This window comes from Microbacterium proteolyticum (assembly GCF_029639405.1).
GTDB lineage: Bacteria > Actinomycetota > Actinomycetes > Actinomycetales > Microbacteriaceae > Microbacterium.
Map to the genome: position 1 here is coordinate 1,602,620 of NZ_CP121274.1, position 23,156 is coordinate 1,625,775.

General features: G+C 69.9%; 23 protein-coding genes. 18 read left to right on the plus strand and 5 right to left on the minus strand.

Features of this window, described 5'->3' with window-relative positions; genetic code table 11:
* Positions 1 to 111 precede the first annotated feature (111 nt).
* Positions 112 to 2,946, plus strand: a complete 2,835-nt coding sequence (locus tag P8R59_RS08245; RefSeq protein WP_278103539.1) for an aminotransferase class III-fold pyridoxal phosphate-dependent enzyme — start codon at positions 112 to 114, stop codon at positions 2,944 to 2,946.
* Positions 2,947 to 3,022: 76 nt separating this feature from the next.
* Complete coding sequence (locus tag P8R59_RS08250; protein WP_278103540.1) at positions 3,023 to 4,042, plus strand: zinc-dependent alcohol dehydrogenase family protein; 1,020 nt, start codon at positions 3,023 to 3,025, stop codon at positions 4,040 to 4,042.
* A 10-nt stretch (positions 4,043 to 4,052) separates the two neighbouring features.
* Here the strand turns inward: P8R59_RS08250 and P8R59_RS08255 are convergent, their stop codons facing one another.
* The gene (locus P8R59_RS08255; protein ID WP_077050760.1) at positions 4,053 to 4,859 is read right to left on the minus strand and encodes a DeoR/GlpR family DNA-binding transcription regulator; all 807 of its coding nucleotides are present in this window, start codon (positions 4,857 to 4,859) and stop codon (positions 4,053 to 4,055) included.
* Positions 4,860 to 5,092: 233 nt separating this feature from the next.
* Between P8R59_RS08255 and P8R59_RS08260 the strand changes: the two genes are divergently transcribed.
* The 5 genes from P8R59_RS08260 (at position 5,093) to P8R59_RS08280 (ending at position 10,372) form a co-directional block, all read left to right on the plus strand.
* A complete protein-coding gene (locus P8R59_RS08260) occupies positions 5,093 to 6,385 on the plus strand; it encodes an ABC transporter substrate-binding protein (protein ID WP_278103541.1) in 1,293 nt (430 codons plus the stop codon).
* Between the two features lie 73 nt (positions 6,386 to 6,458).
* Entirely contained in the window at positions 6,459 to 7,388 is a 930-nt protein-coding gene (locus P8R59_RS08265) for a carbohydrate ABC transporter permease (protein WP_278103542.1), read from the plus strand.
* Between the two features lies 1 nt (position 7,389).
* Positions 7,390 to 8,235 (plus strand): carbohydrate ABC transporter permease, encoded by an 846-nt coding sequence (locus P8R59_RS08270; protein WP_077050757.1) that lies wholly within the window; start codon positions 7,390 to 7,392, stop codon positions 8,233 to 8,235.
* A gap of 34 nt (positions 8,236 to 8,269) precedes the next feature.
* Positions 8,270 to 9,133: a ketose-bisphosphate aldolase gene (locus tag P8R59_RS08275; RefSeq protein ID WP_278103543.1), complete on the plus strand. Its 864-nt coding sequence runs from the start codon at positions 8,270 to 8,272 to the stop codon at positions 9,131 to 9,133.
* Positions 9,134 to 9,151: 18 nt separating this feature from the next.
* On the plus strand, positions 9,152 to 10,372 hold the full coding sequence (locus tag P8R59_RS08280) for an ADP-dependent glucokinase/phosphofructokinase (protein WP_278103544.1): 1,221 nt from the start codon (positions 9,152 to 9,154) through the stop codon (positions 10,370 to 10,372).
* Here P8R59_RS08280 and P8R59_RS08285 read toward each other — a convergent pair.
* On the minus strand, positions 10,354 to 11,316 hold the full coding sequence (locus tag P8R59_RS08285) for an alpha/beta fold hydrolase (protein ID WP_278103545.1): 963 nt from the start codon (positions 11,314 to 11,316) through the stop codon (positions 10,354 to 10,356). The two genes, P8R59_RS08280 and P8R59_RS08285, sit on opposite strands and share 19 nt — an antisense overlap.
* Before the next feature lie 79 nt (positions 11,317 to 11,395).
* Between P8R59_RS08285 and P8R59_RS08290 the strand changes: the two genes are divergently transcribed.
* On the plus strand, positions 11,396 to 11,641 hold the full coding sequence (locus tag P8R59_RS08290) for a DUF3072 domain-containing protein (RefSeq protein ID WP_077050753.1): 246 nt from the start codon (positions 11,396 to 11,398) through the stop codon (positions 11,639 to 11,641).
* A 19-nt stretch (positions 11,642 to 11,660) separates the two neighbouring features.
* Here P8R59_RS08290 and P8R59_RS08295 read toward each other — a convergent pair whose 3' ends face one another.
* Complete coding sequence (locus P8R59_RS08295; protein ID WP_278103546.1) at positions 11,661 to 12,140, minus strand: MarR family winged helix-turn-helix transcriptional regulator; 480 nt, start codon at positions 12,138 to 12,140, stop codon at positions 11,661 to 11,663.
* Between the two features lie 147 nt (positions 12,141 to 12,287).
* On the opposite strand from P8R59_RS08295, the gene P8R59_RS08300 reads away from it, so the two are divergent.
* Together P8R59_RS08300 and P8R59_RS08305 are read left to right on the plus strand one after the other, a co-directional pair.
* Positions 12,288 to 12,833 (plus strand): MarR family winged helix-turn-helix transcriptional regulator, encoded by a 546-nt coding sequence (locus P8R59_RS08300; protein WP_278103547.1) that lies wholly within the window; start codon positions 12,288 to 12,290, stop codon positions 12,831 to 12,833.
* 89 nt (positions 12,834 to 12,922) lie between these two features.
* Positions 12,923 to 13,177, plus strand: a complete 255-nt coding sequence (locus P8R59_RS08305; protein ID WP_278103548.1) for a hypothetical protein — start codon at positions 12,923 to 12,925, stop codon at positions 13,175 to 13,177.
* 1 nt (position 13,178) lies between these two features.
* Here P8R59_RS08305 and P8R59_RS08310 read toward each other — a convergent pair whose 3' ends face one another.
* The gene (locus P8R59_RS08310) at positions 13,179 to 13,496 is read right to left on the minus strand and encodes a hypothetical protein (RefSeq protein ID WP_077050749.1); all 318 of its coding nucleotides are present in this window, start codon (positions 13,494 to 13,496) and stop codon (positions 13,179 to 13,181) included.
* A 110-nt stretch (positions 13,497 to 13,606) separates the two neighbouring features.
* Between P8R59_RS08310 and P8R59_RS08315 the strand changes: the two genes are divergently transcribed.
* Positions 13,607 to 13,924: a hypothetical protein gene (locus tag P8R59_RS08315; RefSeq protein ID WP_022879211.1), complete on the plus strand. Its 318-nt coding sequence runs from the start codon at positions 13,607 to 13,609 to the stop codon at positions 13,922 to 13,924.
* A gap of 2 nt (positions 13,925 to 13,926) precedes the next feature.
* On the opposite strand, the gene P8R59_RS08320 is transcribed toward P8R59_RS08315, so the two are convergent.
* A complete protein-coding gene (locus P8R59_RS08320; RefSeq protein ID WP_278103549.1) occupies positions 13,927 to 14,253 on the minus strand; it encodes a hypothetical protein in 327 nt (108 codons plus the stop codon).
* A gap of 118 nt (positions 14,254 to 14,371) precedes the next feature.
* Between P8R59_RS08320 and P8R59_RS08325 the strand changes: the two genes are divergently transcribed.
* The 7 genes from P8R59_RS08325 to treZ all read left to right on the plus strand — a co-directional run bounded on the left by P8R59_RS08325 (position 14,372) and on the right by treZ (position 23,136).
* Positions 14,372 to 14,509, plus strand: coding sequence for a hypothetical protein (locus P8R59_RS08325; RefSeq protein ID WP_278103550.1), 138 nt, complete (start codon positions 14,372 to 14,374; stop codon positions 14,507 to 14,509).
* A 42-nt stretch (positions 14,510 to 14,551) separates the two neighbouring features.
* Entirely contained in the window at positions 14,552 to 15,229 is a 678-nt protein-coding gene (locus P8R59_RS08330) for a GTP pyrophosphokinase (protein WP_278103551.1), read from the plus strand.
* Between the two features lie 22 nt (positions 15,230 to 15,251).
* Positions 15,252 to 16,097: a transposase gene (locus P8R59_RS08335; RefSeq protein ID WP_278103552.1), complete on the plus strand. Its 846-nt coding sequence runs from the start codon at positions 15,252 to 15,254 to the stop codon at positions 16,095 to 16,097.
* Entirely contained in the window at positions 16,094 to 16,576 is a 483-nt protein-coding gene (locus P8R59_RS08340; protein WP_278103553.1) for a glutaminase, read from the plus strand. Before P8R59_RS08335 ends, P8R59_RS08340 begins: the two co-directional genes overlap by 4 nt.
* 81 nt (positions 16,577 to 16,657) lie before the next feature.
* On the plus strand, positions 16,658 to 18,880 hold the full coding sequence (gene glgX, locus P8R59_RS08345; protein ID WP_278103554.1) for a glycogen debranching protein GlgX: 2,223 nt from the start codon (positions 16,658 to 16,660) through the stop codon (positions 18,878 to 18,880).
* A gap of 6 nt (positions 18,881 to 18,886) precedes the next feature.
* A complete protein-coding gene (gene treY, locus P8R59_RS08350) occupies positions 18,887 to 21,289 on the plus strand; it encodes a malto-oligosyltrehalose synthase (protein WP_278103555.1) in 2,403 nt (800 codons plus the stop codon).
* A 95-nt stretch (positions 21,290 to 21,384) separates the two neighbouring features.
* A complete protein-coding gene (treZ, locus tag P8R59_RS08355; RefSeq protein WP_278103556.1) occupies positions 21,385 to 23,136 on the plus strand; it encodes a malto-oligosyltrehalose trehalohydrolase in 1,752 nt (583 codons plus the stop codon).
* Positions 23,137 to 23,156 lie beyond the last annotated feature (20 nt).

The window sequence follows — 23,156 nt, forward strand, 5'->3', positions numbered from 1 at the left end:
CGGCGCGGTGTCCCGTTCCCCGGGGCACCGCGCCACCCTAGTGTTTTCTTCGTCACCCGAAGACCCGGGGCGTCGTCGCCCCACCCCGTTCCGCGCCCCATGGAGCCCGTCATGACCGACACCCTGTTCGACTACTTCACGGCCGGCGAGCTGCCGACGCCGACCCTCCCCACCGAAGAGGCCGTCGCGCTCCTGCGTGACGTGCACGGGCTCGACGCCGAACTCGGGAGCCTCGGCAGCCAGCAGGACCAGAACTTCCTCGTCCGTCCCCGAGGCGCGGGCGAGCCGCTGGGCGTGCTGAAGATCAGCAACCCCGTCTTCAGCGAGACCGAGATCGAGATGCAGGATGCCGCGGCCGCAGCGGTCGCGCGGGCGGAACCGGGGCTGCGCATCCCCGAGATCGTCGCCGGACCCCGCGGCCCCCTCACCGGCTGGTGGGAGACGAGTCAGGGTCGGCTGCACGCGCGGGTGATCTCGTTCGTCCCGGGCTCGACCCTCACCGGCTCGGGCTACCTCCCGCCCCGGACCGTCGAACGTCTCGGCGAACTGGCCGCGGCCGTCAGCGTCGCACTCGCGGGGGAGACGCATCCCGCGGCCGGCCGCGTGCTGCAGTGGGACCTTCAGCACGCGGAGCGCGTGATCGCCGAGATCGCCGCGACCGAACCGGACGCCGAGGTGCGCGACTACTGCGCCGCGGCGACGGCCGCCGCCCTGGCCGCGTTGCACCCCGTCGCCGCCGCCCTGCCGCGGCAGCTCGGTCACTTCGACGTGACCGATGACAACGTCCTGCGCCCGCACGGTGTGGGCACGCTCCCCGACGCCGTCATCGACTTCGGTGACGTCATCGAGTCGTGGGCCGTGGGCGAGATCGCGGTCACGGTGTCGTCGGTGCTGCACCACGACGGAGCGTCGTACGCCTCGACGCTGCCCGCGATCGCGGCGTTCGACCGGCGCCGTCCGCTGTCCGACGACGAGATCACGGCGCTGTGGCCGCTCGTGGTGCTGCGCGGGGTGGTGCTCGTCCTCAGCGGCCGCCAGCAGGTCCGGCTCGACGACGCCAACGACTACGCCAGCGGCGCGCTCGACCGCGAGTTCGAGATCCTCCGCCGCGCGATCGCGGTGCCGGTCGAGGTCGCGACGGCCCGCATCCGCCACGCGCTGGGCCGCCCCTCCGCCGACGCCGCCGCATGGGAGGGTGCATCGATTCTTCCCGACGGCATCCACCCCGTCGTGCTGGATGCCACGACCCTCTCGCCCCTGTCGGACGAGGGCGCGTGGCTCGAGCCGGACGCCCTCGACGCCGCGGCGCGGCGCCTGCTGGACGACGGCGCCGACGCGGTCGTCCTCCCCGCGCTCGTCCCGACGCTGCTCGGGGCCCCGTCCCGTACCCCCGAGGAGCCGGCGACCGTGCCGACGGCCGCGTCCGTCTGGTTCGCCGCGCCGACACGCCTCAAGCTGTCCGACGGTGCGCTCTCGATGCGCGTGGGAGATGGCATCCCGACCTCGTCGCCCGAGGTTCCTGCGCGAACGCGCGTGCGGGTGCTGCTCACCACGCTCGACCCCGCCGAGGTCCCGGATGCCGTGCGCCCGAGCGACCTGCCCGGGTGGCGCGCCGTGATCGGCGACGCGACCCCCGCGCTCGGCGTCACGGTGCCCGAGCCCGCCGCCGACGACCTCCTCGAACGCCGTGAGGCCGTCGTCGCCGAGGTGCAGGAGCACTACTACTCCCGCCCGCCCCGCATCGAGCGCGGCTGGCGCGAGTATCTCGTCGGCGTCGACGGGCGCGTGTACCTCGATATGGTCAACAACGTCGCCTCCGTGGGGCACGCGCACCCGCGGATCCACGCCGCCGTCTCGCGTCAGACGCGACTGCTGAACACCAATTCGCGTTTCCACTACGCCGCGATCACCGAGTACGGCGAGCGTCTCGCGGCGACCCTCCCGGACGAGCTCGACACGGTGTTCTTCGTCAACTCCGGGTCGGAGGCGGTGGACCTCGCGATCCGTCTCGGCATGGCGGCCACCGGCCGGACGGACGTCGTGGCGATGGCCGAGGCGTACCACGGCTGGACCTACGCCAGCGACGCCGTGTCGACGTCGATCGCCGACAACCCTCACGCGCTCGAGACCCGCCCCGACTGGGTGCACACGGTCGAGGCCGCGAACTCGTACCGCGGCCGTCATCGCGGGCCGGATGCCGCGCGCTACGCGCCCGAAGCGGTCGAACGCATCCGCGCGCTCGCCGCCGAAGGCCACGCCCCCGCGGCGTTCCTCAGCGAGACCTTCTACGGCAACGCCGGCGGCGTGGCCCTCCCCGACGGCTACCTGCGAGAGGTCTACGCCGCCGTCCGCGACCTCGGCGGACTCGCGATCGCCGACGAGGTGCAGGTCGGTTTCGGTCGCCTGGGGTCGTGGTTCTGGGGCTTCCGGCAGCAGGGCGTCGTGCCCGACATCGTGGCCGTCGCGAAGTCGATCGGTGCGGGGTTCCCGCTCGGCGCGGTCATCACGCGCCGCGAGATCGCCGACCGCTACCGCACCCAGGGATACTTCTTCTCCTCGACGGGAGGCTCCCCGCTGTCGTCGGTCGTCGGCACCACCGTGCTCGACATCATCGAGGACGAGGGGCTGCAGGAGAACGCCCGCGTCGTCGGCGGACACCTCAAAGCCCGTCTCGAGGAGCTGGGGGAGCGGCATCCGTTGGTCGGGACGGTGCACGGGGCGGGGCTGTACCTGGGCCTCGAGTTCGTGCGGGACCGCGACACCCTCCAGCCCGCCACCGAGGAGACCGCCGCGATCTGCGACCGCCTTCTCGAACTCGGCGTCGTCATGCAGCCCACCGGTGATCACCAGAACGTGCTGAAGATCAAGCCTCCGCTGTGCGTCTCGCGGGAGTCGGTCGATTACTTCGCCGACATGCTCGACCGGGTGCTGTCGACCGGATTCTGATCCCGCAAGCCCTCGGCGCCGCACAGCTCGGAGGAGTACACCGGAGACAGCCGCTTTCCACCCGAGAGGAACCGCCATGCGTGGAGTCATCATGCACGCCGCAGGAGACGTGCGCGTCGAAGACCGCGACGACCCGATCATCCAGGAGCCGACGGATGCCATCATCCGGCTCGCCGCGTCCTGCATCTGCGGATCCGACCTGTGGCCGTACCGCGGGGCGGACGACGTGGATGCCACGCCGATGGGGCACGAGTACGTCGGCGTGGTCACCGAGATCGGCGACGCGGTGAAGAACGTGAAGGTGGGCGACTTCGTCGTGGGCTCATTCATGGCCTCGGACAACACCTGCGAGATCTGCCAGGCGGGCTACCAGTCGCGGTGCGTGCACGTAGTCCCGATGGGACGCGTCGGAACCCAGGCCGAGTTCGCCCGCATCCCGCTCGCCGACGGCACGCTCGTGGCGACTCCCCGGCAGCCGGATGCCGACCTGATCCCCTCCCTCCTCGCCGCGAGCGACGTGCTCGGCACCGGCTGGTTCGCCGCGGTCGCCGCCGAGGTGGGTCCGGGGAAGACCGTCGCGGTGGTCGGCGACGGAGCCGTGGGGCTGCTCGGCATCCTGGCCGCGAAGCAGCTCGGTGCGGAGCGCATCATCGCCATGTCGCGGCACGCCGACCGGCAGGAGCTCGCGCGCCGTTTCGGGGCCACCGACATCGTCGAGGAGCGCGGCGACGAGGGCATCGCAAAGGTCAAGGAGCTCACGCACGGGCTGGGTGCGCACTCGGCCATCGAGGCGGTCGGCACGCAGCAGTCGATGGAGCAGGCGGTGCGCTCGACGCGCCCCGGCGGGCACATCGGCTTCGTCGGCGTCTCGCACGAGGTCACCCTCGAGGGGCAGGAGTTGTTCCGCTCGGCCGTGCACCTCCACGGCGGACCCGCTCCGGTGCGCCGCTTCCTCCCCGAGCTGATCCAGCTCATCTGGGACCGCGAGATCGACCCGGGCGCGGTCTTCGACCTCACCCTCCCGCTCGAGGAGGCCGCGGAGGGTTACCGCGCGATGGACGAACGCCGCGCGACGAAGGTCCTCCTCACGATCTGAGCCGCGACCGTCAGGGCGTGAGCACCGTCACTCCGGCCTCCTCCAGCGCGGCGGCGAGCGCCGCCGACGGGGGAGCGTCGGTGATGAGGTAGTCGGCCTTCTCCAGCGCGGCGACCTGGGCGAAGAGGCGTCGATCGAGTTTCGTCGAGTCGGCGAGGATCGCGGTGCGGTCGGCGCGTTGGATCATCTCGCTCATCATCGTCGCGTCGCCGAGATTGCTGGTCGAGAAGCCCGAGGCATCCACTGCTCCGACCGCGATGAGGGCGTAGTCGCAGCGGATCTCCACGTCGGCGCTGCTCGACGCGGCCGCCAGTGTCACCGGACCGGTCGTGGCCTGGGTGATCGTCCGGACGGCGCCGCCGAAGATGAACAGATCGCGGAAGACGCTGGGGGAGATCTCCGCGGGGATCCGCAGATTGTTCGTGGCGATCGTGAGGTTGCGGTGGTTGCGGAGCGCCCGGGCCACGGCCAGCGTCGTGGTCCCGGCGTTGAGCATCACGACCGAGCCGTCTTCGATGAGGTCGGCGGCGATCGTCGCGATCTTCTCCTTCTCCGCCGTCTGCATCTGCAGACGCACGTCGAGTCCGCGGTCGCGTCCGGGGACCGACATCGCGCTCACCGCGCCCCCGTGCGTGCGCACGACGATGCCCTCGCGGTCCAGCTGATCCAGATCACGACGGACGGTGTCGATCGAGACGCCGAAGTGCGAGGCGAGGTCGACGACCGTGACCTGGCCGGTCTCGGCGACGTAGGCGGCGAGTTCGGCTTTCCGCCCTGCCGGAAGCCGTTTCTTGGTCTGAGTGGTTGTGCCCTCCATGCCGTCATCTCTAGCACAGAGCGGCACGCAGATCGACGGGTTTCTGCCGAATTCGGCATGAAACGGCACGATTTTGCGGCTCTCATGCGGAAACGCCGCCGTTCCTTGCCGCAATAGTCACGAATCTGCATCGTGATCTTGACGGCCGCCGCACATCCGCGCATACTCGTGCTGAAAGACGCAAGAAGGCGCATAACAGCGCGAATAACAGCAGATCTCAATGAGGAGAAACGATGGACAACAGCGGGCGCGGGCGTCGAAACGCCATCAAGCTCGTCGGTGCCGCCGCGGCGGCCACGACACTCCTGGCGATGGCGGGGTGCTCGTCCAGCTCGGCAGCCCCCGAAAGCGGCGGAGACGTGACGATCGAGTTCGCCCAGTGGTGGGAGCCCGAGCTGCCCGACGGACAGTTCCGCGCGCTCATGGACACCTTCGAGCAAGAGAACCCCGGCATCAAGGTCGACCTGGTCAGCGGCCCCTACGCCTCGACCAAGGAGCAGCTCTTCGCGGGTGCCGCCTCAGGCACCATGCCCGACGTCGTCGGTCTCGACGGCGCGTGGGTCAGCGACTTCGCGAAGCAGGGCGTGATCGCCGATCTGTCGAAGCTGATGAGCGACGCCGGCTTCGACGACAGCCAGCTCGCCAGCCAGATCCAGGTGGACGGCAGCACGTACATGATCCCGGTCGTCAACTTCGTGTACCCGATGTTCACGAACGACGCGATCCTCGCCCAGGCGGGCGTCAGCACGCCCCCCTCCACCCGCACCGAGTTCGCCGACGCGGCGAAGAAGATCAAGGCCCTCGGTGGGGATGCTTCGGGGTGGGTGCTCCCGCTGTCGCTCGAGGCGCCCAACGGCGTGCAGAACGACGTGATGTCGTGGGTGTGGGCCTCGGGCGGATCGATGCTGAAGGACGGCAAGCCCGACCTGACCAACGCCGACGTCGCTTCGGCCACCGACTACATCCAGCAGCTCTGGAACGACGGGGTGATCGCGCCCGGATCGTTCACGATGAAGGAGCAGGACAAGGTCGAGGAGTTCACGAACGGTCGCGTCGGCATGATGATCGACTCGCTCGCGCACATCAACCTCATCCGCGAGTCGAACCCCGACCTGAAGTTCTCGATCTCGGCCATCCCGGCCGAGGACGGCTTCACCGGGGAACGCGGCATCCCCTACGCCTCGTGGGGCATCGGCGTCGCCGAGAACTCCGAGCACAAGGACGCCGCCTTCAAGCTGGTGCAGTTCCTGATGGGCAAGGACGTCAACTCCGAGCTGTCGACCATGGCCAAGGCGTTCCCCGGCAACACCCAGTCCGAACCGACCTTCGTGCAGGACGACGAGCTGTTCAAGAAGGCGTTCGAGATCTACAAGGCCGGCTACCCGGCGAACGAGTTCACCGGACTGCCCGTCGCCGAGGAGCTCATGCGCCAGTTCGGCGAGCAGTTCCAGTCCGCCCTGGACGGCCAGCAGTCGATGAAGGACGCGCTGAAGAAGGCCCAGGACGAGTGGACGTCGAAGTTCTGATCCGACGCTGACAGGGGATGCCGCGCCGATGAACCCGGGCGGCGCGGCATCCCCGCCAGGAAGGCCGCACACCATGACCATGCGCACCCTCACTCCCCCCGATACCGAGCTGATCGTCACCGGGCGCCCCGCGTCCCGGCGGACGCGCCAGCTCCGCAAGGCCTCCGAGGCCTATGCCTTCCTGTCGCCGACGCTGATCCTGCTGTTCGTGCTGATGATCGTGCCGATCGTCATGGTCATCGGGTACTCGTTCCAGGACAACGTCATCACCAACAAGAACCCGCAGTTCGTCGGGCTCGACAACTACATCGCCGTCCTCACCGACGCCGGGTTCTGGAAGGCCACCGGCAACACGCTCTTCTTCACCCTGACGAGCGTCGCCGCGCACCTCGTCCTCGGTCTCTCGTTCGCGCTGCTGCTGAACAGCCGCCTGATCGGCGCCATCCCCCGGGCGATCTTCCGGGGCCTCTACGTGCTGCCGTGGCTGTTCACCGTCGCCGTCATCGCCGTGCTGTGGCGCATGCTCCTCGCCCCCAACGGCATCGTGAACTTCCTCCTGAACACGAACATCGAGTGGCTCGCGTCCCCCCAGCTCGCCCTCGGCACGGTCACGTTCATCAACATCTGGGCCGGCTACCCCTTCTTCATGGTGAGCCTGCTCGCCGGGCTCCAGGGCATCCCCAGCGACCTCTACGAAGCCGCGACCGTCGACGGCGCGAGCCCGGTGCAGCGGTTCTGGAACGTCACCATCCCGCAGCTGCGCCCGATCATCGTCAGCCTCCTGCTCCTCGACCTGATCTGGACGTCGCAGCAGTTCGCGCTCATCTGGCTCACCACCGGCGGCGGCCCGATCGACGTGACCGAGATGCTCAGCACCTACACCTACAAGCTCGCGTTCGCCACGTACGACTTCTCCACGGCTGCCACCTCGGCGGTGCTCGTGCTGGCGATGTCCATGATCATCGCGGTCCTCTACGTCCGCCACCAGAAGGCGAGGGACTGACATGGCCCTGACCACCGTCGCACGCACCCGCGTCGCCAAGACCGGCGTGCTGATCGGACTGGTGCTCGGCGCCGTCTTCGCCGCCGGCCCCGTCCTGTGGATGCTCTCGAGCTCGTTCAAGTCGAACACGCAGATCTTCGAGCTGCCCCCGCGGCTGATCACCGAGACGTTCTCGTTCGACGCCTACGTGAAGATCTTCACCACGCCCGAGACCGTGCGCTTCTTCATCAACAGCTACGTCGTGGCCGGGGCGGTGACCGTCCTCACGCTGCTCGTGGCGATCCAGGCGGCCTACGCGTTCAGCCGGTTCGACTTCCGTGGCAAGCGCATCGTCAACGTCATCATCGTCAGCGTCCAGGCCGTCCCGCCGATCACCCTGCTGATCCCGTACTTCGGGCTCATGGTGGCGCTGAAGCTGTACAACACCTACCCGGGCCTGATCCTCACCTACATGGTGTTCACGCTGCCCTACGCGATCATCATGATGACCGGCTACTTCAACACCCTCCCCAAGGAGCTCGACGAAGCGGTCCGGGTCGACGGCGCGGGATCGTTCACCGCCCTCTGGCGGGTCCTCGTGCCGATCTCCATCCCCGGGATCGTGTCGGTCGGCATCTACACGTTCATGATCGCGTGGAACGAGTTCCTGTTCGCGCTGACCCTCACCCGCACCCTCGACATGCGCACCGTGCCGATCGGCATCCAGTTGCTCATGGGCCAGCACTCGTACGAGTGGAACCAGATCATGGCGATGAGCATCCTCGGCTCGATCCCCGTGCTGGTGCTCTTCCTCTTCTTCCAGCGCTTCTTCATCAGCGGCCTCACGGCCGGCTCGGTGAAGAGCTGATCCCGCCTACCCAACCCCGAACAAGGAGAAATCCGTGCTCTACACCGGCAAGTCCATCCTCGACGTGGCCAACGCCCACAGCTTCGCCATCCCGGCGTTCAACATCAGCGACTGGGCGATGTTCACCGGGATCATGGACATCAGCGAAGAGAAGAACGCTCCGGTCATCATCGCCATCCACCCCGACGAGGTCTCGCACATCACCACCGACCTCATTCCGGCGATGCACGCACGGGCCCACCGGTCCAGCGTGCCCGTCGCCATCCACTGGGACCACGGCGGCACCTACGAGCAGATGATCACGGCGATCCGCTCCGGCTTCACGTCGGTCATGATCGACGCCTCGCTCGAGCCGTTCGAGCAGAACGTCGCGATCACCCGCAAGGTCGTCGAGGCGGCGCACGCGGCCGGCATCCAGGTCGAGGGCGAGCTCGGAACGATCGGCGCGAACGACAGCTACGGCGAGTCCGGCGCGGCCGAGATCATCTACACCAACGTCGACGACGCGGTGCGCTTCGTCGAGCAGACCGGGGTCGACAGCCTCGCGATCGCCATCGGCACCTCGCACGGCCTGTACCCGTCGGACAAGAACCCCGAGCTGCGCCACGACCTGCTCGAGCAGATCAAGGCGGCCGTCGGCATCCCGCTGGTGCTCCACGGCGGATCCAGCAACCCGGACGCCGAACTCGCGCGCGCGGTGTCGCTGGGCATCAACAAGATCAACATCTCCAGCGACATCAAGGTCGCGTACCACGACCGCATGCGCGAGGTGCTCGGCACCGACCGTCGCCTGCGTGAGCCGAACGCGATCCAGCCGGAGCCCATCGCGGCGATGAAGGTGACCGCGGCCGAGAAGATCGACCTGTTCGGCGCCGCCGGCAAGGCCGACCTGTACTGATCGGGGAGGATCGGCGTCATGGCAGGAGACCTCGTCCTCGGACTCGGCGGAACCGTCGACTACGAGATCGGGTGGGATGCCACCGTGCTCACCGCCCTCGCGGCCGAGTACGGCATCCACCGGGGCGAGCTCGTCACCACGGCGCCGATCGTCGACGAGCGCACGCTCGTCGTGACCGTGCTCGCCTTCCTCGCCCACGGCGGGGGAGGCGAGCGGCACGTCCGAAGCTCCGACATCATCGAGGACTTCGCCGCCCGGTTCGACGTGGCGGTGACCCTCGGCGGCACGGGCGTGCGCGCGGGGATCGCCCTCGATCGGATCGGCGTGCCGACGGTGCAGCATCTCGTGAGCATCGACGACACCGTGCGCCGGCTCCTGCCCGCGTCGATGCGGGTCGTCTCCTCGGCCACGCGCGACACCCTCGACCCGCACCTCATCGTGCAGTACCCCGAGGGGACGACCGTGATCCTCCCCGACGGCGCGGTCACCGCGCCGTCGTCGAACCGCCTGATCTTCGCGAACGACGCCCCGAATCGCGAGATGGCGATCGCCGCCGACCTCGGCGACGCGCTCGCCGATGCGGACGCCTTCCTGGTGTCGGGGTTCAACACGATGCAGGATGCCGCCCTGCTCGCGAGCCGCCTCGACGATCTCGTCGCGGCGATGCGCAGCCTGTCGCCAAACGCGCTCGTCTACTACGAGGACGCCGGGTTCTACGAGCGCTCCCTCGCAGGCATCGTGCGCCGGCGCCTCCTCGACCGCATCGACGTGTACGGCATGAACGAGGACGAGCTGCAGGAGTACCTCGGCCGCCCCGTCGACCTGCTGTCGCCGGACGACGTCGCGACCGCCCTCGCCGAGGCGCACGCGCTCATCCCCGCTCCCGCGCTCGTGGTGCACACGAAGTACTGGGCGATCGCCGTGGGGCCCGAGGCCGATCGGCACCGCGCGGGTCTGGAGAGCGCGGTGCGCACGGCGGCGACCCGCTACCGGGTCGGTGACGCGTGCACGCTCGCCGACCTCGACGCGACCGCGGCCTTTCCGCGCCACCCCGGCGGCGCGGCCGTCGTCGCCGCGGTGGAGGAGCGGATGCCGGCCGTCGGCGTCGCCGCCCACGTGGTCGATGTCCCCCACCCGACCACGATCGGGCTCGGCGACACGTTCGTCGGCGGTTTCCTCGCCGCGGTTCCCGCCGCCGCCCGTGCCGCGACGCTCGCCGGTCAGCGCCTCGAGACGTAGGCGCGCCACAGGATGCGGGCGTGGCGGGCCTTGGCCCGTTCGACTCCGTCCTGGTCGTGGTGCAGCGCGCTGAACCACTCGGCGAAGCGGCTGGCCGTGGCATCCAGGATCATCCGGAGGTCCTTGTGCCGGGCGGGCGGAACGCGCGCCTCCTCGGATGTGAGCCGTCCGCGGGCGGCGAGGTCGTCGTCGAGGTGCTCCCGCACCAGGCGGGCGACGCCGACGGCATGGCCGTTGATGATCGAGTGGGCCGCGCCCTCGATCTCCCAGCGCCGCGCGTCGCGGGCGCGGGCGACGAGACGGGAGTGCAGCCGCCGCGGCGACGGACGGTCGAACTCGCCGCGGATGAGGAGCAGTCGCGCGCGGACCAGCCCGACCCGGTCCGAGATCCGGTACCTCAGCATGTGCGGCAGCACCTCGGCGAAGTAGAGGAACCCGCACAGGAGGTACGCCGAGACCGCCATCACCGCGATGTGCAGGGACTCCCGCGCGGTGGACTGCACGAAGCGCACGGCCTGCAGCGGGGCCGTCGCCTCGCTCTCGTCCACGACGGGGCTCACGAGCACCGCTCGGGACAGATCGTCGCGCCGCGTGAGCACCTCGACCACGACCTGGGTACCCATCGAGTGTCCGACGAGCACGGGATCGTCCAGGCGGTAGTGGTCGATCACGCCCTCGACCTGGTCGGCGAAGAACGCGGCGGTCGGTTCGTGACCGGATGCCGGCATCCCGGCGAATCCCGGGAGATCGAGCGCGTACACGTCGCCGTGCTCGGCGAGGAGCGGCGCGAGGAACTCGAAGTAGCTGGCCGCGACCCCGATCCCGGCGACGAGCACGAAGGCGCGACCGGATGCGCCGGTCGACACGATCGTCACCCGGGTCTGCGCTGTGCCGCGCCGGAACGTCTGGACGTCGACGTCGGCGGGGCGGGTGTCGTCGGGCATCCGTCCAGGATGCCGCACCCGCAGGGCGGGGGCTGTCAATCCCGGCGGAGCGCCGGTGACGCCGACCTAGCCTGGCGCGATGACCGATGCTCCCCGTGACCATGAAGAAGAGACCCTCGGCGCCGTGCGTGAGGGACAGGACCCCGTAGAGAAGGACCCCTCGGACTGGGTCACCGGCGACGAGCCGATGACCGCGCCGCAGCGCAGCTACCTCGACACGCTCGCGCGCGAGGCCGGCGAGGAGATCACCGCCGACTTGACCAAGGCCGAGGCCTCGGAAGAGATCGACCGTCTCCAGCACGAGACGGGTCGCACGAACGACTGACCCGTGCCCGCCCCGCCGCTCAGGCGGGGCGGGACTGTCCGGCGCGGGGGTTCAGGTGCTCGACGCGCTGCGTCTCGGCGCGGGCGACCTCGTCGAGGAACTCCGCGACGACTCGGCGTTCGTCGGCCCCCAGTCGCGACGCGGCTTCGGCCACCGACGAGCGGCGCACCGCGAGGAGGTGGCGTGCGGGGGAGGCCGCGTCGATCGTCGCGCGCACGACGATGGAGCGCCGGTCGCCGGGGAACGGAACCCGTTCGACCCAGCCGGCGTCGGCGAGGCGGTCGACCAGCGCGGTCGTGGCGGCGGACGAGATGCCCAGCATCTCGGCGAGGAGTCGCGGGGTCACCGGCTCGTCGTCGTCCTCGCGGTCGAGGAGGAATCGGAGCACCTTGGCGTCGTTCGGGCCGATGCCGAGGGACTGCAGGGCGACGCGCTCGGAGGCGGCGCCGGATTCGGACAGGTCGCTGACGGCCTTCACCACGTCTTGTTCCGTGGTCATGTTCTCGTCACCTCCCCGACGGGGTAGTTCGCATTCCTCGTATCTCGAGCGCCCATAAAGTAGCGGGCCGATATATTCACCATCGTACCTGTACGCCATGCGAAGGGGACGGGCCCTTGCGCGGTCCTCCTGACGTAGGATGCCGAGGTGGAAAACGGCTCGCAGGCGTCGCGCTACTGGTACGGCGCGAGCGAAGAAGACCGTCGCCGTCGTGCGGTGGAGGTGCTGCAGGCGTTCCGCGTGTACCGCGCGGCCGAGATCGCGATGCGGCGCCGGACACGTGAGTCCATGTCGATGGGAGAGAACGAACTCCTCGTTCTCCGTTACCTCCTGCGGGCGACCGGGCAGGGCCGGCAGGTCTCGCCGAGTGAACTGACCCGTTACCTCGGTGTCTCGACGGCGTCGACGACGGCGATCATCGATCGGCTCGAGAAGTCCGGACACGTGACGCGGACGCCGCACCCCACCGACCGGCGCAGCATCTACATCGTGGCCACCGCGGCGAGCGATGCCGAGGTGCGCGCCACGCTCGGCTCGATGCATTCGCGCATGATGGCGGCCGTCGTCGACATGACCGCCGAGGAGTGCGCGACCGTCATCGCCTGCCTCGGCCGGCTCCAGGATGCCGTCGACCAGGTCGACCCGCATCACGACGGGGAGCCCTCGCCGATCGGGGCCGACGTCTCTCTCTGATCGGGATGCGCGTCCCGCGTAAGAAGCTAGGCAGCCTAGTTGAATTCTGAGTATTAGGAATCGCTCGGCGTCCGTGAAACCATGAGGCCATGGACGAAAATGCGATCGAGGCGCGCGTGAGCGTGACCGCCGTCGACGCCGTCCACACGGTGGAGGGCGTGCCCGTGGCATCCCTGCATTCGGTCGTTTCGCGACTGCGCCTGGACTACCCCGGCGAAGACCCCGTGCACATCGAGACGATCGTCCTGCGGGAGTGGGAGGCCTTCTCGGCCGGACGTCCGCTCGTCGTTCCCACCGCGGTCGAAGAGGGCGCGCGCGAGATCCTCGACCAGCGCACGGCCTGACTCAGGTCCGCGGAGCGTCGCTTCCGGGCTCGGGGACGAGCAGGAGCCCGCCCGAGGAGTTCGCCGAGTTGGCCAGGTCCTCGATCCACGCCCGGCTGAGGAGCGCCGGTTCGGGGTCGTCGAACACGAAGCGCAGCGGGATCGACGGGTGCAGCCAGACGGTGCTGCGGCCCACCTCCTGGCCCGGGCCGTGCGTCCACGAGAGGGTGAAACTCTCGCCGCGGCGGAGCTTCGTGGCGATCACGACCTTGACGTGCGCAAGCGCGCGATCCTCGATCTCGATCGGCGTCGCGACATCCCCGTAGTACAACGTTCCCACACGATCCAGTCAACACCGGCCGGGGATCCACGACCGGGGGCTTGATTCGGCACCCCGTGCCGTGGCATTCGCGGGACGGCCGCACGCGGGTCTCGGATAGGCTCGACATCATGGGCCGTTTCATTTACGACACCGTCGCGAACGCCGTCGACATCGATGACCGCACGCTCGCGCACCTTCGCATCGTCGTGATGAACAAGCTCCGGCGTTCGGAGTCGTTCATGTTCGACGTCGAGGTCGGCGACGGCAGCGGTCGCCGCAGCTTCTGGATGCACCCCTCGGTGCCGATCCAGTTCCACTTCTACGGAAGCCGCCAGCCGCGCATCAACCGCGTCTGGGTGGAGGACCTCATGCTGGCCGCCTCGGGCCCGAACGGTCTGGCGATCACGCCCGAGCCTTCGGAGGACACCCTCGTCGAAGAGGGCTGACCTCAGCGCTTCGGAGTCTCCTCGACCGGGGCGATGTCCTCGGGGACGAGCAGGATGCCGCCCGAGGAGTTCGCCGAGTCGGCGAGCCGCTCGATCCACTCGCGGCTGAGTTTCGTGGGCTCGGCCTCGTCGAAGACGAAGCGGAGCGGGATCGCCGGGTGCAGCCACAGCGTGCTGCGCCCCCGCGGCTGGTCCTCGGGGTGCTGCCAGGAGAGCGTGAAGCTCTCACCGCGGCGGAGCTTGGTGGAGATGACGACCTTGAGATGCGCCAATGCGCGGTCCTCGATGGGGACCGCCGTCCCGCCGCCGCCGTAGAAGATCGTGCCCATGGCCTCCACGATACCGGCGGGGATCCGGAGAGCTACGTGGCCGCCGACGGGGTGTCAAGGCCACCCGTTGCGCCTGGCGGCTCTGTCAGTCTGGAGGCATCCAGCAAAGGACCCCGCCGTGAGCGACAGCCGATTCCCCCTCCTTCCCGAACCCGGTGACGCCGGCGACCTCCCCGAGGTCTTCGACCAACTGACCGGTATCGACGTCGTGGACGGCGAACTCATCCCGCGGTCGGCCCCGACGGCGGGGGAGTGACCTCCCAGGACCCTCGTAGGAGCCGGCGCTAGCGTCACTCCCATGTCCGACCCGCTGGAGGATCAGCAGATCACGGTGTCCGGAGCGTCGCTCCGCGCGATGCGCGACGAGTTCCAGCGCTTCCTCATGGAGTACCGGTTCGGTCTCGCCGAGGTCGAGACGAAGATCACCATCCTGCGCGAAGAGTTCCAGGAGATGCACGACTACAACCCGATCGAGCACGTCTCGAGTCGCGTGAAGTCGCCCGACAGTCTCGTGGACAAGGTCCGGCGCAAGGGCATCGAACCCGACTTCGACTCCATCCGGAGCACGATCACCGACATCGCGGGCATCCGGATCACCTGCAGCTTCGTCGACGACGCCTACCGCCTCTCCAACCTCCTGACGCAGCAGGACGACATCACCGTGCGCGACGTCAAGGACTACATCGCCCGCCCGAAGGCGAACGGCTACAAGAGCCTGCACGTGATCGTCGATGTGCCCGTGTTCCTTTCGACCGGGCGCGTCGACGTCCCCGTCGAGGTGCAGTTCCGCACGATCGCGATGGACTTCTGGGCCAGCCTCGAGCACAAGATCTATTACAAGTACGACCGCCTCGTTCCCGCCGAACTGCTGGCGGAGCTGAAGGATGCCGCCGACGCGGCGGCCGAGCTGGACGCGCGCATGGAGCGCCTGCACCGCGAGATCCGCGGTCCGCGTCCCGGGGTGGTCCCCCTCTGACCGGACGGGTCACAATGGGGGGATGAGTGACGCGGCGACCCTCCTCGACGAGGTCGCGGCCGAGTTGCTCGCCCTTCCGCCCGCGCGATTCACCGCGGCGCGCAACGGTCGCGCCGAGGAGATCGGCGGCGCGGTGGGGCGCCGCATCGCGAAGTTGCGCAAGCCGACCCTGGCCGCGTGGGCGGTCAATCTGCTCTCCCGCGACGGCCAGCTCGCCGAGGCCGTCGATCTGGCGCAGGCGCTCCGCGAAGCGCAGGATGACGCGGATGCCGCGGAGATGACCCGTCTCGGTCGGCAACGTCGTCAGCTGGTCGCCGCCCTCGCCCGGCGGGCGGCCGATCTCGCGGCCGAAGCGGGAACACCCCTGAGCGCTCCGATGCGGGACGCCGTGGAGAAGACCGTCAACGCGGCCATCATCGACCCGCACGCGGCGGCGATGATCCTGACCGGGCGGCTGGTGGCATCCGTCGATCTGGCCGACGACACCGACCCGAGCGCCGCGGTGGCCGGTTCGGTGCCGGACGGCGCGGCCGTCGTCGAGACGCCCGCGCGGGACGACCTGGCGCAGCGCCGGGCTCGGAAGGCTGCGGAGCGCGCGGTGCGCGAGGCGGAGCGGGCTCGCTCGGACGCCGACCGCGCGCTCGCCGGGGCGACGGCGCGGGAGACCGCCGCCCGGGAGAAGGCCGACCGGATCCGCGAACGGCTCGAGGGCCTCCGCGCCGAGATCGCGCGGGTCGAGCAGGACGCGGACGCCGCCCGCGCGGCGCTCGATGCGGCCGAGGAGGAGGCGACGGCGGCGCGCGAGACGGCGAGCACCCGGGCGCGAGACCTCGACCACGCGCGCTCCGTGGTGGAGGGGATGCCGTGAGCGCGGTCGACGACCTCCTCGCCGCGGCGCGCGAACGGCTCGCCGACGCCCCCCGCGAGCGGATCGGCGAACTCCAGGAGGGACGGCGGCTGCTCGGCATCCCGCGCGCTCCCCGCATCGTGGACCGGGGCCGAGCCTGGCATCTGGGCGTGCTGCTGCTCACCGACGGCGGCGTCCTCGCGACCGGTGACATCGTGCGCTCGCGCGCCGAGGTGCGCCGGGGCTTCGCCGCCGAGTCGCAGCGCCGTCGGGCCGAGCTGTCCGCCGCCGCGCATCGCGGGGGAGTGCCCGAGGGGGAGACGGTGCACATCGGCTGGCGGGCACTCGATCCGGCCGCGCTCGACGCCCGGACGGCGCCGCTCGCGTTGCGCGACGGCGCGCTCTCCGTGCGATGGAGCGCGCAGGGCGGGTACCTGCCGCTCGCACGGTATCTGGACGAGCGGATCGACCTGCTCGTCCACCCTCCGGAGCGTGCATAGAGATCCGCGCGCATAGTCGGCGGAGGGGGTGCTGTCAACGACGATGATCCGGCCCATCGGCCGTAACTTCCCTGGTCTATCGTGAGCGACGTGCAGCAGGTATGGCCAGGATCCAGTTATCCCCTCGGGGCCACTTACGACGGTAATGGGACGAACTTCGCCCTGTTCAGCGAGAACGCGGAGAAAGTCGAGCTGTGCCTCTTCGACGCCGACGGCACGGAGACGTGCGTCGAGCTCGTCGACGTCGACGCGTTCGTCTGGCACGCGTACCTCCCGAACATCCAGCCGGGCCAGCGGTACGGCTACCGCGTGCACGGCGAGTACGACCCCGCCAGCGGCAAGCGGTTCAACCCGAGCAAACTTCTGCTCGACCCGTACGCCAAGGCCGTCGAGGGCCAGATCGACTGGGGGCAGCCCGTCTTCAGCTACGAGTTCGGCGACCCCGACTCGTTCAACGACGACGACTCGGCCCCGCACATGATGAAGGGCGTGGTCATCAACCCGTTCTTCGACTGGGCGGGTGACCGTCAGCCCAAGATCCCCTACGCCGAGAGCTTCATCTACGAGGCGCACGTCAAGGGCCTCACCCAGCTGCACCCCGACGTTCCGGAGGAGTTGCGCGGCACGTACGCCGGCATCGCGCACCCGGCCGTCATCGATCACCTGCGCAAGCTCGGCGTCACCGCGATCGAGCTCATGCCCGTGCACCAGTTCGTCAACGACTCCACGCTCGAGGAGAAGGGGCTGTCGAACTACTGGGGCTACAACACCATCGCGTTCCTCGCGCCCCAGAACACCTACTCCTCCACCGGCGACCACGGTCAGCAGGTGCAGGAGTTCAAGGCCATGGTCAAGGCGCTGCATGCCGCCGGCATCGAGGTCATCCTCGACGTGGTCTACAACCACACCGCCGAGGGCAACCACATGGGTCCGACCCTCTCGATGCGGGGCATCGACAACGAGGCTTACTACCGCCTCGAAGACGACGACAAGCGCTACTACACCGACTACACCGGCACCGGCAACAGCATGAACGTGGGCAACCCCCACACGCTGCAGCTCATCATGGACTCGCTGCGGTACTGGGTGCTGGAGATGCACGTCGACGGATTCCGCTTCGACCTGGCATCCACCCTGGCCCGGGAGTTCTACGAGGTCGACCGCCTCGCGGCCTTCTTCGAACTCGTCCAGCAGGATCCGATCGTCTCGCAGGTCAAGCTCATCGCCGAACCGTGGGACGTCGGCCCCGGCGGATACCAGGTCGGCAACTTCCCGCCGCAGTGGACGGAGTGGAACGGCAAGTACCGCGACACCGTCCGCGACTTCTGGCGCGGTGAGCCCCAGGCCCTCGGCGAGTTCGCCTCCCGTCTCACCGGCTCGGCCGACCTCTACGAGCACTCCGGGCGCCGGCCCGTGGCATCCATCAACTTCGTCACCGCGCACGACGGGTTCACGCTCCGCGACCTCGTCTCGTACAACGAGAAGCACAACGAGGCCAACGGCGAGGACAACAACGACGGCGAATCGCACAACCGCTCCAACAACCTGGGGGTGGAGGGGCCGACCGACGACCCCGAGGTGCGCAAGCGCCGCGCGCAGCAGCAGCGCAACTTCATCGCGACGCTGCTGCTCAGCCAGGGCGTGCCGATGCTGCTCCACGGCGACGAGCTGGGCCGCACCCAGGGCGGCAACAACAACGGCTACGCGCAGGACAACGAGATCACGTGGGTGGACTGGTCCAGCGTCGACCACCCGCTCATCGAGTTCACCGCGGCCCTCGCGCGCCTCCGCAAGGAGCACCCCACCTTCCGCCGCAGCCGGTTCTTCGACGGGCGCCCGGTGAAGATGGAGGAGGGCGACAACATCCCCGACGTGGTGTGGCTGCGCCCCGACGGCTCGCTCATGCAGCCCGAGGACTGGGATTCCGGCTTCGGCCGCGCGGTGGGCGTGTTCCTCAACGGGCAGGGCATCCGCGAGCGCGATCGCCGCGGCGAGACCATCAGCGACGACCACTTCCTCGTGCTGTTCAACGCCGGCGACGACGCCGTCGACTTCCACGTGCCCGACATCCAGTACTCGCCCGAGTGGGACGTGTACGTCGACACGGCGGGCGAGCGCGCCAACACCGAGCCGATCGCGCCCGGGGAGGCGCTGAAACTCGAGCCGAAGTCGCTCATCGTGCTGCGCGAGCACCACCTGCCCGAGCCCGAGATCGACCACACCGTGGCCGCGTCGCTCACCGCGCAGATCGCCGTCACCGCCACCGACGACCTGCCCGGGCAGGCCCCCAAACCGGAGCTCTGATTCAGAATGCGGCATCCGCTTTCGACCTATCGCCTGCAGATCCGCGAATCCTTCCCCCTCGGCACCGCCGCCGAGGTCACGGGCTACCTCCGTGACCTCGGGGTGTCGTGGGCGTACCTGTCGCCGCTGCTGGAGGCGACGCCCGGGTCGGACCACGGCTACGACGTCGTCGACGTCACCCGCGTCGACCCCGCGCGGGGCGGCGCCGGGGGGCTGGCCCGGTTCGCCGAGGCCGCCCGCGCCGAGGGCCTCGGCATCCTGATCGACATCGTCCCGAACCACATGGGCGTGTCCGAGCCCCGCACGAACGCCTGGTGGTGGGATGTGCTCCGCCAGGGGCGCGCCTCGGTGCACGCGGACGCGTTCGACATCGACTGGGAGTTCGGCGGCGGCAAGGTGCGCGTTCCCGTGCTCGGCGCCGACCTCGCCGAAGTGATCGACGAGATCTCCTACGACCCGACGCCCGCGGCCGACGCCCCCGACGGCCTGGTCCGCTACTACGACCACGTCTTCCCGGTCGCGCCCGGAACGGGGACGTCGGACATCCGCGCGCTCCTCGACGCGCAGAACTTCGAGCTGCGGTTCTGGCAGGACGAGGCGGCCGACCTCAACTACCGGCGCTTCTTCGCCGTCACCACCCTCGCGGGCGTGCGGGTCGAGCGCCCCGAGGTGTTCGACGCCACGCACGCCGAGATCCTGCGCTGGGTGCGCGAGGGCCTCGCCGACGGCCTGCGCGTCGACCACCCGGACGGTCTCGTCGATCCCGGCGGGTACCTCGACCGGCTCGCCACGGCACTGCGCGACGCGGGCGGCGAGGATGCCGGGTACGTGCTCGTGGAGAAGATCCTCGAGCACGGCGAAGCCCTGCCGTCGTGGTGGAGGACCGCCGGCACGACCGGGTACGACGCGCTGGCCGAGATCGACCGCGTGCTCACCGACCCCGCGGGCGAGGCGGCGCTCGACGCGTTGGACGCGCGCCTGCGCGCCGACAGCGACCTCGCGCCGCTCACCGGCTGGCACGACCTGATCCACGACACCAAGCGACGGATCGCCGACACGATCCAGGTGTCCGAGATCCGCCGCATCGTCCGCGGACTCCCGTCCGCGCTGCGCGAGGAGTTCGCCGCCGCCGACCTGCAGGACGCGCTCGCCGAGATCCTCGCGTGCTTCCCCGTCTACCGCTCCTACCTCCCGGCCGGGCGGGCGCACCTGGATGCCGCCGTCGGCGAGGCCGAGGAGCGCCGGCCCGAGCTCGGCGACGTCATCGAGGCGCTGGTCCCGGCCCTGACCGACACCGACCTCGAGATCGCGTGGCGCTTCCAGCAGACCACCGGTCCGGTCATGGCCAAGGGCGTCGAGGACACCGCGTTCTACCGTTACACGCGCCTCGGATCGCTGACCGAGGTCGGCGGCGACCCGGCGGAGTTCTCCCTCGACGTCGACGGCTTCCACGCTGGGCAAGCCCAGCGGCAGGCGTCGTGGCCCTGGGCCATGACCACGCTGTCGACCCATGACACCAAGCGCGGCGAGGACACCCGTGCGCGCATCGCGGTGCTCGCGGAGATCCCGGCGCGCTGGGCCGAGGTACTGGGGGAGTTCCGTGCCATCGCCTCGACCGGGCACGGCCCGTTCGACGCGCTGCTGTGGCAGGCGATCGTCGGGGCGTGGCCGGCGTCGGCATCCACGCCCTCGGGTCTCGCGGAGTACCGCGAGCGCCTGCACGCGTACGCCGAGAAGGCCGCGCGCGAGGCCTCCGAGGTCACCGGCTGGTGGGAGCAGGACGAGGCGTTCGAGGAGCGCATGCACGCCGTCGTCGATGCGGCGACGGGGCCGGCGGCATCCCGTGTCCAGGCCTTCGTCGACGAGATCGCCGACGCGGGCTGGTCCAACGGCCTCGCCGCGAAGCTGCTGCAGATCACCGGACCCGGCGTGCCCGACGTGTACCAGGGCTCGGAGCTGTGGGAGCAGTCGCTGGTCGACCCCGACAACCGTCGCGCGGTGGACTTCGCCGAGCGGGCGCGTCTGCTGGCCTCGCTCGATGCCGAGGATGCCACGCTTCCGAAGGTGGATGCCACCGGCGCGGCGAAGCTCCTCGTGACCTCGCGCGCGCTGCGCGTGCGGCGCGACTGCCCCGAGCGGTACACGCTGTACCGTCCGCTCGAGGCCGCGGGTGCGGCATCCGGACACGTCGTCGCGTTCGACCGCGGCGGTGTCTCCGCGGTGGCGACCCGCCTCCCGCACGGTCTGCGCGCGGCCGGGGGCTGGCGCGACACCGTGCTGCTGCGCCCGGACGTCGCCGCGGTCGACGTCCTGACCGGCCGCCGCTTCCCGGGTGGCCCGGTGCTGCTGTCGGAGCTGCTGGAGTTCCTTCCGGTCGCTCTCCTGGTGGACGAACCGGCCTGCTCCTGATTTCCCGGCGCGTGAGGGGTCGAGAATTGTCGCCTCACGGCCTCGCAAGCGACAGATATTGACCCCTCACGCGTGAGGCAGAGGAGGAGGATGCCATGAGCATCGACCTGTGGGCGCCCAAGAGCGACCGCGTGCGACTGCGGCGGTTGGACGAGAGCGGCGTGAACGTCGTCGAAGACGTCGAGATGGAGCCCGGCATCGGGGGCTGGTGGACGGCGGCGGTCGACCTCGCCGACGACGAACGCTACGGCTTCGTCCTCGGTGACGGCGACGACCTGCGCCCCGACCCGCGGTCGCGGCGTCAGCCCGCCGGTGTGCACGAGGCATCCGCCTGGTTCGATCCCTCGACGTTCGCGTGGACGGATGCCGCCTGGACCGGGCGCCAGCTCGCCGGCGGCCTCATCTACGAGCTGCACCTCGGCACCTTCACCCCCGAGGGAACCCTGGATGCCGCGATCGAGCGCCTCGACCACCTCGTCGACCTCGGCGTGACCCACGTCGAACTGCTGCCGGTCAACGGCTTCAACGGCGTCTGGAACTGGGGCTACGACGGTGTGCTCTGGTACACGGTCCACGAGGCGTACGGCGGCCCGGCCGCATACCAGCGGTTCGTGGACGCCGCCCACGCGGCGGGCCTCGCGGTCGTGCAGGACGTGGTCTACAACCACCTCGGACCGTCGGGGAACTACCTGCCCGAGTTCGGCCCGTACCTCCGTGAGGGTAGCCGCAACACGTGGGGCGACTCGATCAACCTCGACGAGGACGCCGTCCGCTCCTACATCCTCGAGAACGCGCTGATGTGGATGCGCGACTACCACGTCGACGGTCTCCGACTGGATGCCGTGCACGCGCTGCTCGACGAGCGTCCGGTGCACGTGCTGCAGGAGATCGCCGAACGCACCGACGCCCTGTCGGCGCACCGCGGCATCCCGCTCACCACCATCGCCGAATCCGACATGAACGACCCGAAGCTGATCCTGCCGCGCGAGGCCGGCGGGTACGGGCTCACCGCGCAGTGGTCGGACGACTGGCACCACACCGCGCACGTTGCCCTCACCGGCGAGACGATCGGCTACTACGAGGACTTCGCCGCGATCGACGCGTTCGAGAAAGTGTCGGAGGGCGGGTTCTTCCACGACGGCACGTACTCCACGTTCCGCGGGCGCGCGCACGGCCACCCCATCCCGGAGGACGTGCCCAACTGGCGCCTCGTCACGTTCGCGCAGGACCACGACCAGATCGGCAACCGCGCCGCCGGCGACCGCCTGTCGCAGAGCCTGCCCTTCGACCGCCTCGCCGCGGCCGCCGTGCTCACCCTCACCGCCCCGGGCACGCCGATGCTGTTCATGGGCGAGGAGTGGGGCGCGACGACCCCCTGGCAGTTCTTCACCTCGCACCCCGAGCCCGAGCTCGGCGAGGCCACGGCGAAGGGCCGCGTGGCCGAGTTCGAGAAGATGGGCTGGGACGAGTCGGTCGTCCCCGACCCGCAGGATCCGGACACGTTCCACCGGTCGAAGCTCGACTGGTCGGAGCCCGACGGTGACGGCCACGCCGAACTCCTCGCCCTGTACCGCGAGCTGGCGAAGCTCCGTCGCGCGCGTCCCGAGCTCACCGACCCCTCCCGCCACGGCTTGTCCGCGCGCGCTCTCGAGGCCCCCGGCGGCCGCGTGTACGAGCTGCACCGTGGCGACCTCGTCGTGCTCGTGAACCTCTCGGATGCCGAGGCGGCGGTGCCTGTGGCATCCGGTGCCGGTGTGCTGCTCGCGACCGTCGACGGGACCGTGCTGGAGGACGGACTGCTGACCGTCCCCGCGGGCGGCAGTGCGATCGCGGCTCCCGCGCTCTGACGGGTCGCGGCCGCGTGCCG

What these genes read in the sequence shown, in the direction of transcription:
- P8R59_RS08245 (WP_278103539.1), top strand. Translation starts at nt 112, where the DNA reads ATGACCGACACCCTGTTCGACTACTTCACGGCCGGCGAGCTGCCGACG.
- P8R59_RS08250 (WP_278103540.1), top strand. Translation starts at nt 3,023, where the DNA reads ATGCGTGGAGTCATCATGCACGCCGCAGGAGACGTGCGCGTCGAAGAC.
- P8R59_RS08255 (WP_077050760.1), bottom strand. Translation starts at nt 4,859, where the DNA reads ATGGAGGGCACAACCACTCAGACCAAGAAACGGCTTCCGGCAGGGCGG.
- P8R59_RS08260 (WP_278103541.1), top strand. Translation starts at nt 5,093, where the DNA reads ATGGACAACAGCGGGCGCGGGCGTCGAAACGCCATCAAGCTCGTCGGT.
- P8R59_RS08265 (WP_278103542.1), top strand. Translation starts at nt 6,459, where the DNA reads ATGACCATGCGCACCCTCACTCCCCCCGATACCGAGCTGATCGTCACC.
- P8R59_RS08270 (WP_077050757.1), top strand. Translation starts at nt 7,390, where the DNA reads ATGGCCCTGACCACCGTCGCACGCACCCGCGTCGCCAAGACCGGCGTG.
- P8R59_RS08280 (WP_278103544.1), top strand. Translation starts at nt 9,152, where the DNA reads ATGGCAGGAGACCTCGTCCTCGGACTCGGCGGAACCGTCGACTACGAG.
- P8R59_RS08285 (WP_278103545.1), bottom strand. Translation starts at nt 11,316, where the DNA reads ATGCCCGACGACACCCGCCCCGCCGACGTCGACGTCCAGACGTTCCGG.
- P8R59_RS08290 (WP_077050753.1), top strand. Translation starts at nt 11,396, where the DNA reads ATGACCGATGCTCCCCGTGACCATGAAGAAGAGACCCTCGGCGCCGTG.
- P8R59_RS08295 (WP_278103546.1), bottom strand. Translation starts at nt 12,140, where the DNA reads ATGACCACGGAACAAGACGTGGTGAAGGCCGTCAGCGACCTGTCCGAA.
- P8R59_RS08305 (WP_278103548.1), top strand. Translation starts at nt 12,923, where the DNA reads ATGGACGAAAATGCGATCGAGGCGCGCGTGAGCGTGACCGCCGTCGAC.
- P8R59_RS08315 (WP_022879211.1), top strand. Translation starts at nt 13,607, where the DNA reads ATGGGCCGTTTCATTTACGACACCGTCGCGAACGCCGTCGACATCGAT.
- P8R59_RS08320 (WP_278103549.1), bottom strand. Translation starts at nt 14,253, where the DNA reads ATGGGCACGATCTTCTACGGCGGCGGCGGGACGGCGGTCCCCATCGAG.
- P8R59_RS08330 (WP_278103551.1), top strand. Translation starts at nt 14,552, where the DNA reads ATGTCCGACCCGCTGGAGGATCAGCAGATCACGGTGTCCGGAGCGTCG.
- P8R59_RS08335 (WP_278103552.1), top strand. Translation starts at nt 15,252, where the DNA reads ATGAGTGACGCGGCGACCCTCCTCGACGAGGTCGCGGCCGAGTTGCTC.
- treY (WP_278103555.1), top strand. Translation starts at nt 18,887, where the DNA reads ATGCGGCATCCGCTTTCGACCTATCGCCTGCAGATCCGCGAATCCTTC.
- treZ (WP_278103556.1), top strand. Translation starts at nt 21,385, where the DNA reads ATGAGCATCGACCTGTGGGCGCCCAAGAGCGACCGCGTGCGACTGCGG.